12 protein-coding genes and 1 pseudogene are annotated in these 8403 nt (G+C 45.1%); 8 read left to right on the plus strand and 5 right to left on the minus strand.

Features of this window, described 5'->3' with window-relative positions; translation table 11 throughout:
- A partial coding sequence (locus V7L29_RS28835; RefSeq protein WP_334737615.1) for an IS4/Tn5 family transposase DNA-binding protein occupies window positions 1–340 on the minus strand: 340 nt, incomplete at its 3' end.
- Window positions 341–530: 190 nt separating this feature from the next.
- Here V7L29_RS28835 and V7L29_RS28840 point away from each other — a divergent pair.
- Complete coding sequence (locus V7L29_RS28840; RefSeq protein ID WP_334737616.1) at window positions 531–737, plus strand: hypothetical protein; 207 nt, start codon at window positions 531–533, stop codon at window positions 735–737.
- A 235-nt stretch (window positions 738–972) separates the two neighbouring features.
- Here the strand turns inward: V7L29_RS28840 and V7L29_RS28845 are convergent, their stop codons facing one another.
- Window positions 973–1098, minus strand: a complete 126-nt coding sequence (locus V7L29_RS28845) for a hypothetical protein (protein WP_334737617.1) — start codon at window positions 1096–1098, stop codon at window positions 973–975.
- A complete protein-coding gene (locus V7L29_RS28850) occupies window positions 1082–1564 on the minus strand; it encodes a DUF6985 domain-containing protein (RefSeq protein ID WP_334737618.1) in 483 nt (160 codons plus the stop codon). The genes V7L29_RS28845 and V7L29_RS28850 overlap by 17 nt, the downstream gene beginning before the upstream one ends.
- A gap of 125 nt (window positions 1565–1689) precedes the next feature.
- On the opposite strand from V7L29_RS28850, the gene V7L29_RS28855 reads away from it, so the two are divergent.
- Window positions 1690–1848, plus strand: a complete 159-nt coding sequence (locus V7L29_RS28855) for a hypothetical protein (protein ID WP_334737619.1) — start codon at window positions 1690–1692, stop codon at window positions 1846–1848.
- Here the strand turns inward: V7L29_RS28855 and V7L29_RS28860 are convergent.
- Window positions 1834–2802 carry an AraC family transcriptional regulator gene (locus V7L29_RS28860; protein WP_334737620.1) on the minus strand — a complete coding sequence of 323 codons (969 nt, stop codon included), beginning with the start codon at window positions 2800–2802 and terminating at the stop codon, window positions 1834–1836. The two genes, V7L29_RS28855 and V7L29_RS28860, sit on opposite strands and share 15 nt — an antisense overlap.
- A 174-nt stretch (window positions 2803–2976) precedes the next feature.
- Between V7L29_RS28860 and V7L29_RS28865 the strand changes: the two genes are divergently transcribed.
- The 4 genes from V7L29_RS28865 to V7L29_RS35690 all read left to right on the plus strand — a co-directional run bounded on the left by V7L29_RS28865 (window position 2977) and on the right by V7L29_RS35690 (window position 5432).
- The gene (locus tag V7L29_RS28865) at window positions 2977–3825 is read left to right on the plus strand and encodes an oxidoreductase (protein WP_334737621.1); all 849 of its coding nucleotides are present in this window, start codon (window positions 2977–2979) and stop codon (window positions 3823–3825) included.
- Window positions 3826–3922: 97 nt separating this feature from the next.
- Window positions 3923–4741: an SDR family oxidoreductase gene (locus tag V7L29_RS28870; protein ID WP_334737622.1), complete on the plus strand. Its 819-nt coding sequence runs from the start codon at window positions 3923–3925 to the stop codon at window positions 4739–4741.
- Between the two features lie 50 nt (window positions 4742–4791).
- The gene (locus V7L29_RS28875) at window positions 4792–5346 is read left to right on the plus strand and encodes an SDR family oxidoreductase (protein WP_442944285.1); all 555 of its coding nucleotides are present in this window, start codon (window positions 4792–4794) and stop codon (window positions 5344–5346) included.
- Window positions 5271–5432, plus strand: a complete 162-nt coding sequence (locus tag V7L29_RS35690; protein WP_442944286.1) for a hypothetical protein — start codon at window positions 5271–5273, stop codon at window positions 5430–5432. Before V7L29_RS28875 ends, V7L29_RS35690 begins: the two co-directional genes overlap by 76 nt.
- A gap of 727 nt (window positions 5433–6159) precedes the next feature.
- Here V7L29_RS35690 and V7L29_RS28880 read toward each other — a convergent pair.
- Window positions 6160–6597, minus strand: a complete 438-nt coding sequence (locus tag V7L29_RS28880; protein WP_334737623.1) for a hypothetical protein — start codon at window positions 6595–6597, stop codon at window positions 6160–6162.
- 336 nt (window positions 6598–6933) lie between these two features.
- Here V7L29_RS28880 and V7L29_RS28885 point away from each other — a divergent pair, with 336 nt between their 5' ends.
- Together V7L29_RS28885 and V7L29_RS28890 are read left to right on the plus strand one after the other, a co-directional pair.
- Entirely contained in the window at window positions 6934–8046 is a 1113-nt protein-coding gene (locus tag V7L29_RS28885; protein WP_334737624.1) for a phospholipase D-like domain-containing protein, read from the plus strand.
- Between the two features lie 123 nt (window positions 8047–8169).
- Window positions 8170–8403, plus strand: a pseudogene (locus V7L29_RS28890) (IS6 family transposase); the annotation flags it as partial.

Below are 8403 nucleotides of genomic sequence, written 5' to 3' on the forward strand. Positions count from 1 at the left end.
TTTCAGCATTATTTTCAAACCATTCTTTACCAGATTTTGTTAAAAATGCTTCAGTTTTCAACTCATAGTCAAACTGCTGTAAGTTGTAGTCAGACTCATTTACTTGATAAAAATTCATTAAATGCTGTTTTAGATTTTTATCAATCCAACCTTGAAAATTCCACTTTTGGGTTCGCAAAAACTCATAAGCTCTCTTGAGTACTGTTCCACTACTGAAGATTTCCGACAGTGCTTTGCCAAATCCAAGACTGAGAGCATAGCCTATCGACATTGCACGCTCATTTAATCGGCGATCGCCTAACTCACAGGTCGCAAAATTTTTTTCCCACCAGTCCAGCATTGCTTGTCACCTTTAGCACCGAATTTTAATTACTGTACCGTATATGCTGCGCTGTTTCTTGAATCCTTTACCAGTAAGCATTTCAAGACTTAACGGGAAAAGTCAGATTTATTTATAAGGTCAAGAAGTAGCTGGAACTACTTCTTGACCAGTTAACCTAATTCACCACTCGGTAAAAGACTAAGTAGTGATGACCAACACTTTACACAAAAACCCAAATTCTAACAACCAAGTAGGGAACAAAGCGATCGCGATAACTGCCGTTATTACGGTTGGTATAGTCGCTCTAGCTTCTGTTTGGGTGATTGGACAATCTGACTGTGGAGCAAGACTCCACTTCAGAATTTGGCCTTCGCCAGATATTCGGTTAGAGAAATTGGCTTGTCCGTCAAGATAACAGGTAATACCTAATAATATCGTGTTCGGTGAAAGACTTATCATTAAGACCGCAGTTCTTGCTGGGGGCTCTTTGCAGGGGGAAAGAGGGTTTTCCGGTTTCTGCATAGATTACGGGAATTATAACTAATTAACCGAACATGATATAACTCGAAGGCGAGCGCAATCTCACTTAACTGCAATCGCCTTTCTTCTGAGAAGAATTTTTAGTTAAGTTTAGTTAAGCGTAGCCGCGATCAAGCGATCGCACCCTCTGCTAGAGCGATCACCTTTTCCTCTAAGAAAATTGTTAGTTGAGAGCAGCCGCGATGTCTACGACGGGCTATGCCTACACATGGGTATATTTTACCGTCCTGTTTCACCTATCTGATCTGCATCGTCTGCTACTCCATTGCGAAAGCGCACTTCTAAGCCGTGTTCTGGCTCCCAGTCACACTCAGCTATCAACTTAAAGGTAGGAATATCCAATTCATACTCAACGTGGGGCGGCACATAGATATATAAGAAAGTCACCTTATCCCAAACCTGAATGGAACTAGCCATCTGCGGCATTTCCTCATCCCCTATCATCTCACGATATACATCATAATTTTGCAGTACCAGAGGCGCACTGATGTTTAACACATCGCTTGGCAAGGTTAGAGCTTGCCGAATAGCTTCACGCTGGAGCGATGAGAGTTCCCCTATCTGCCCCTGCTCAAAATCCACGCAAATTGGTACACAGCGATCGCCCAAAACAGCACATTGTCCTAGAGTCCAATGGTTGGATTCGATTCTTATCTGTCCAAACTCAGCATCGCAGTAACTCGCCCAGAGTTTATTCATCATCTTTAATATATGCGTTCTTAATATATATAGTTAGCAGTTCCACATTTCCTGGATTTTGTGTAATCTGCAATTAAGAGTACTTTACCTCCTAGAGTAGGCGATGGTTTACGACCGACCGTAGGTCATTGCAGCATAGCACTGTATCTGACCCATCTTGTGGCACTGGTACTATGGCGATCGCTTCCCTCACTCTCCTTGTAGTGCTGATGGAATCGCCTATACATCCTACTTTCAAACCTGTTCACAGCAATGGTGAGCAGGAGCAATGTTTAGGCTGTCCGTAAACGTTCAACATCCCGGATAGGTGGTGCACCAAACATGCGAGCATATTCGCGGCTGAACTGTGAAGTACTCTCATACCCGACTTGATAAGCAGCTTGAGCTGCATCAGCGTTTTCAGCAAGCATCATCTGCCGCGCTGCCAGGAGTCTTAATTGTTTTTGATATTGCAGCGGACTCATAGAGGTGACAGCCTTGAAGTGGCGATGGAACGATGCAGCAGACATATTTGCTTGAAGAGCCAACTCCTCAATCCGCAGTGGGTCGGTAAAGTTTATTCTGAGTTGTTTGACGACTTCAGCAATCCGCTGCATATTGCTGCCAGCAGTGGCAATCTGACGCACCGCTTCGCATTGTTCCCCTGTGAGTAAACGGTAATAGATCTCGCGGATGATCATCGGGGCGAGAAACGGAATATCCTGTGGTGTATCTAGCAGCTTTGTTAGTCGAATGGCACAATCGATCAACAATGGATCAGCATTACTGATGAACCAGCCTTTTACTGATTCTTTCTTATATTTGTCCAAATTTGTTTGAGCAATAATCTCACAGAGTTGAGAGGGGTCTAGCTTCAGCTTAAATCCAAGATAAGGCTTATCAGGTGTTGCCCCAATCACACATCCACTCAGCGGCAAGTCTACTGATACAAGCAGATACTGAGCGACGGTGTACTCATAGGTTTCCTCATTCAATAACACTTCTTTTGTGCCCTGCACCATAATGGCGAGCAGCGGTTCGCTGACACTACTTACCGCAGCGGTAGGATCACATTCTCGCATGAAGATTAAAGGATTGATCGCTGTAGCATGGGCACCATTACCTCTGCTGTCTGTGTGCCGAGCGACCAGTGCCGCCAGTTCTGAACATTTCTCGATAGCAAAGCGCTGTTGCGTTGACGAAGCCTCTGTGTGAGGAGAAGCGCAGACCGCTACTTTGTGATTCTGTGTCTTAATCGTCATGCTGAATTTCTGCCTAATGTATCGGTCTCCTACATTCATTATAGGAAGAATTTCTTGTTACCAGGATCCGACTTGAGAGGATTAGGCAATCATCTGCAAGGTTTGTGCATTTAAAACCCTGGTTCTTGCTCATAGGATGAAACTATCCGAGTACGTCAGTAAGAGGATAAGGTCATGACAAATAACAAGAAAATTTGGTTGATTACCGGAGTTTCCCGTGGTCTTGGCAAGGCGCTTGCCCAAGCGGTGCTAGATCGAGGTGACATCGTGATTGGCACGACGCGCAACGGCAAAGCAGATCTCAGTGGCGATGCCGACAGCCTGCATCTGCTTAAACTTGAATTAACCGATCCGGTACAGATTAAGCAAACAATAGAAGTGGCTTATCAGTTACATGGGCGCTTAAATGTTGTGGTCAACAATGCTGGCTATGGCTTGCTGGGCGCACTTGAAGAAGCCAGTGATCAAGACATCCAACGGGTGTTTGATGTAAATTTCTTTGGGGTCGTTCACTTGATTCGGGCGATACTACCGTATTTTCGACAACAGCAAAGCGGACATCTTGTGAATATTTCTTCGATCGCAGGTTTAGCACCAATGGCGGGTTCGAGTCTGTATGCGGCAGCTAAATCTGCTGTAGAAGGAGTTTCACAAGCGCTAGCACAAGAAGTTGAGCCGCTGGGAATTAAAGTGACCTTAGTTGAACCGGGTGCATTCAGAACAGATTTCTTGAGCGACCACTCCATTGTCAACAGCCAAATCAAGATTGCAGACTATCAACTCACCAGCGGCAAGATGGTGCAGCACCTAGCTGATATCGCCGGGAAACAGCTTGGCAACCCGGACTTGGGTGCACAGGCAATCATCCAAGCGGTTGAGGCAAAAGAGCCGCCGTTGCACTTAGTGCTGGGATCAGATGCCCTAAAACGAACCCGTGCCAAACTCGAAGCGATGACAAAGAATGTGAATGCCTGGGAAGTAGTGTCCAAAAGTACAGATTTCCCAGATCAAGTAACGACGTGATTAGCTTCGTCAATTACTTTTTATAAACTCAAAAGCACAGATTTTCAACAGACAGCTAATTATTAATAGTCTCATCAATATTTGTGAAGGAGCACTCATGAAAACATGGTTTATTACCGGCACCTCACGCGGGTTTGGTCGTGTCTGGACTCAGGCAGCACTAGAGCGCGGCGATCAAGTCGCGGCAACGGCACGCAACCTTGACAGCCTCAATGATCTAGTAGCGCAGTTTGGTGATCGTATCTTGCCCCTACAACTCGATGTCACCGATCGAGCGGCGGACTTCGCAGCGGTGAAGGCTGCACACGAGCATTTTAGACAGTTGGATGTGATTGTCAACAATGCAGGTTATGGCTTATTTGGGGTGATCGAAGAAGTCAGTGAAACCGAAGCACGTCAGCAGATTGAAACCAATCTCTTTGGAGCAATGTGGGTGACGCAAGCGGCGTTGCCCTATTTGCGATCGCAAGGCAGTGGACACATCTTGATGGTTTCTAGTCTGGGCGGGATTGGCGCATTTCCACTCCTCGGACTCTACCACGCCAGCAAGTGGGGACTGGAAGGCATGAGTGAAGCACTCAGCCAGGAAGTCGCGCCCTTTGGCATCAAGGTGACTTTGATCGAGCCAGGTGGGTTTAGCACCGATTGGTCGGGTAGTTCAGCCGTTCATGCTGCGCCCATTCCAGCCTATGACGGTTTGCGCTCTGCACGGGCAAAGCAAACTGCGGGTGTGAAAAGAGGCGATCCGATCACCTCCAGCACAGCAATCCTCAAGCTAGTTGATGCCGAGAATCCACCATTGCGCCTGCTTTTGGGGGCGGCTCCAACTCAGATTGTGCCGCAGATCTATGAACAGCGGTTAAAGGTCTGGTCGGAATGGAAAGACGTTTCACGGGCTGCTGATGGTATGCATTAGCTAGCGCAATAATCTAAACCCACCATCGTGAAACTAGGAGATACAATCTCATGACTACTGATGAGAACAAGGAAAACACACAAAAAGTTGTGCTAATTACAGGCGCGAGTAGCGGCATTGGTGAAGCAACCGCCCGTCTCCTCGCTCGTCAGGGCTTACAGGTCGTGTTGGGGGCACGACGTATTGCTCGACTTGAAGCGATCGCCTCCGAAATTCGCGATCAAGGGGGCGTAGCAGAATATCGCGCCCTTGATGTGACCAGCCTCGAAGATATGCAGGCCTTTGTCAAGTTTGCCAAAGATAAGTTTGGTCGCCTTGATGTGTTGGTGAACAATGCAGGCTTGATGCCGCTCTCTAAGCTAGAGGTGTTGAAGGTTGATGAATGGAATCGGATGATCGACGTGAACATTCGCGGCGTACTCCATCCACGGCATCGCAGCGGCCCTGCCCCTCTTCAAGCAGCAGCAATCCGGGCAGTTTGTGAATCTATCCTTGATCGGAGGGCACAACGTGTGATCCGACAGCCGCCGTGTACTGCGCGACCAAATTTGCGGTTTGGGCAATCTCCGAGGGACTGCGGCAGGAATCGCCGGATATTCGGGTGACGATCATCTCGCCTGGAAACACCGAATCTGAACTGCCCAACAGCATCACTGATGCTGAGTCGGCGCAGTGGGTAGAGGAATTTTGAGGGTCAGCCATTCCAGCAGACGCGATCGCACGTGCCATCGCCTTTGCGATTGAGCAACCCGCCGATGTGGATGTGAATGAAATTGTAGTGCGACCGATCGGACAGAGCAGTTAAGTTCAAATACTAGTACCTTGCGTCTTGCCTGGTTGTTTAATCAGAAGAAGCGAAATCGTGAGACTTAGGCAAAAGTAAGGTTCCTCAAGTCAGAAGTCTTAGAAACCTTATAAAACCCATTTAGTATCTTTCTTCACGAAATAGATGGATGGCTTTCAGGCAATCCTTGATCGAGTGATTTTACAACGGAATCAGGATTGTAGAACTATATGCGTCCCAAAGGATAAAACCTAGACACCTGAAATGCTTACGCGACCTAAAAATATCTCAAATGAGTTCTATAAAGGCGATTGCAGTCACACTCATAGTCACAGTGACGAATGGCACTAAGAAAAGGGAAAATCGTTGAGGTAGCAGGGGTGCAGAGGAGCAAAGGAGCAGGGGAGAAAGAAAAAGTTTTAAGCTTGCGTTCGGATATTTAGAAATTCTCCTCTGCGCCCCTGCCCCCCTGCTCCTCTGCAATTCTTACACTGCATACTCTTCAGCTTAACTTAGTGCCATTCGTCACAGTGACCTGATCGCCCTTTTCATCTAAGAAATTTAGTTGAGAGCAGCAGCGATCACACCTTTAGATATTGAACCTTTGAGGAGAGCGGACACAACTGCAACTTATTTAGGTGTAAATTGGCCCATGTGAATCTTGACTACGAATGGGAAATTCTACAAATCCCACTGGATGATGAGTAAAATGCAGTACAGACAAACCGGGATTATCTTCAGTCGCATAGGCATTAGCTGCGTTTATGTATTCACCCTGTAACCGTGCTAGTTCTCCTGCGATGAATGGTACTGGATCTACTAACCCTTCATTATCTCCAAAGCGAATAGCCACAAAAATTTCATTGCTCACTTCCAGTTCTTCTGGAAATCCCTCTGTATGCTCGACCTGAATATTGCTTAAAATTAAATGCTGATGATTCGCACCATGATGATTTTCTGGAGCCGGAAATAATTTTTCAATGTTCCCAACTACTCGAATTAGTGGTGCGCCCAAAGAATGCTTGAAACGATGATGATTTAAGAATCCTGTTGCTTTAGTAAATTTGCTCATAAGTAACGCTACTTTTTAGAGTTGGAAAATTTTATTAGCACTTTCCAGTCAATCATGAAGCAAGCTTTTCAAAAGTATACATTAGATACAAATTTACAAATCTATTAATTGCTGCTAAATATATAGTGATTACTGTAAAAAATCTTTACCTCCTAACAATCCCCCACTACAATCCTCTAGTTAAACTTAGCTTAAACTCAGAATAACCAAATATTAATCTATCTGTTTTTTTTAGATAAACTTCAGATTTATTTAATATCTTTACTTCACTTATTTGTCAAACTACTTCATCAATCTGAAGTACAGTAAAAGCAAACAACTCAAAACAACTGGCTGATGTCGAAAAAAGTTAGTTCAGCAATTAATCCAACTTTTTTAACCGATGTAAATCATGGTGGAAAAAAAGGGCAACCACAGAAGATTGCAGAGCAATTAGCTGAATTTATTGATAGAGCAAAGTCAAATCTACACATTGCAATCTATGATTTTCGTTTAACAGAACCAACCCTTGCAGAACCCGTAATTACAGCACTTAAGAATAAAGCCCAAGCGGGTGTGAAAGTGAGAATTGCTTTTGATCATGGAAAACCTGAAACTAAAACAGTTGACCCCTTCATTGCTAGTGGTAGTGATCCAGCACCCAAAGGAACCAAAGTATTCCTAGAAGGTGTATTTGAGGGAACCCAAGTTGAAATTGAGAGTATTGCTGGCTCAAAATTGATGCATAATAAATATGTCATCCGAGATGTGAATACCAGCGAAGCAACTCTATGGACTGGTTCAGCCAATTTCACAGACGATGCTTGGACTTACCAAGACAACAATATATTGCAAATTTCTTCGCCACAGCTTTGCTCCTACTATGAAACTGACTTTCAGGAATTGTGGGTCAGTGGCAATATCAAAACCACAGGTGTTGGGGATAGTGGTAAAGTTTATATTGCTTCTACAGAAGTTGATTTCGCCTTCTCACCAGGAGAGGGGCAGACTATCGACCACATCATTTCTAGCTTGATTGGTTCAGCAAAAAAGCGAATCAAGATTGCTTCCATGATGATCACTTCTCATGCAATTCTCGCTGCACTTGATGATGCCCTCAGACACAAACAGGTGAAAGATTTTAGTGGAGTGTACGATGCTACACAAATGTCTCATGTGGTGAAACTTTGGCTCAAAGCAGAAACAAGTGTTGGTGTTGCTGAAACTTTTAAAGAGGTATCATCTCATCTCGTTGGTAAGCATTCCGAGCCTTATAAACCAGACAGCAAGCACAACTTCATGCACAATAAGGTTGTAGTATGTGACAATATTGTGGTGAGTGGCAGTTTTAACTTTTCTCGCAGTGCCACACAGAATGCTGAAAATATCGTTGTGTTACATGATCCGAACTTGGCAGAGCAATATAGCGATTACATTGACCAACTGCTGGCGCACTATCGCAAAGTCTAGTCACAGCAGTCACAATTATAGCCGGATCACTATCTATGCCTACACCAAGGCGATCGGGTTCTGTCGCAAAAAGAGAAGGAGATGGTAAGGTAGATAAGCTTTGTCGTTGATGCTCGGCTGACCATGTCCACCCCAAGTCTATTCAAATGGCGTCATTTCCATCCAGACATCATCCTGCTAAATGTGAGATGGTACTGCCGCTATGCCCTTTCTTACCGAGACTTGGAGGAGATGATGCAGGAGCGAGGGATTGAGGTGGATCATTCCACGATTAATCGATGGGTGCTGAAGTACGCCCCAGAACTGGAGTTGCGAATTCGTTCTCATTTGCAACCGACGAATGATTCATGGCGGGTG

It is taken from the genome of Nostoc sp. (assembly GCF_036916575.1).
In the GTDB taxonomy this organism is placed as follows: domain Bacteria; phylum Cyanobacteriota; class Cyanobacteriia; order Cyanobacteriales; family Nostocaceae; genus Nostoc.

Excerpts from the sequence above, each read along its gene's own strand:
- V7L29_RS28840 (WP_334737616.1), top strand. The coding sequence starts at position 531 with ATGACCAACACTTTACACAAAAACCCAAATTCTAACAACCAAGTAGGG.
- V7L29_RS28885 (WP_334737624.1), top strand. The coding sequence starts at position 6,934 with ATGTCGAAAAAAGTTAGTTCAGCAATTAATCCAACTTTTTTAACCGAT.
- V7L29_RS28880 (WP_334737623.1), bottom strand. The coding sequence starts at position 6,597 with ATGAGCAAATTTACTAAAGCAACAGGATTCTTAAATCATCATCGTTTC.
- V7L29_RS28850 (WP_334737618.1), bottom strand. The coding sequence starts at position 1,564 with ATGATGAATAAACTCTGGGCGAGTTACTGCGATGCTGAGTTTGGACAG.
- V7L29_RS28860 (WP_334737620.1), bottom strand. The coding sequence starts at position 2,802 with ATGACGATTAAGACACAGAATCACAAAGTAGCGGTCTGCGCTTCTCCT.
- V7L29_RS28875 (WP_442944285.1), top strand. The coding sequence starts at position 4,792 with ATGACTACTGATGAGAACAAGGAAAACACACAAAAAGTTGTGCTAATT.
- V7L29_RS28870 (WP_334737622.1), top strand. The coding sequence starts at position 3,923 with ATGAAAACATGGTTTATTACCGGCACCTCACGCGGGTTTGGTCGTGTC.
- V7L29_RS28865 (WP_334737621.1), top strand. The coding sequence starts at position 2,977 with ATGACAAATAACAAGAAAATTTGGTTGATTACCGGAGTTTCCCGTGGT.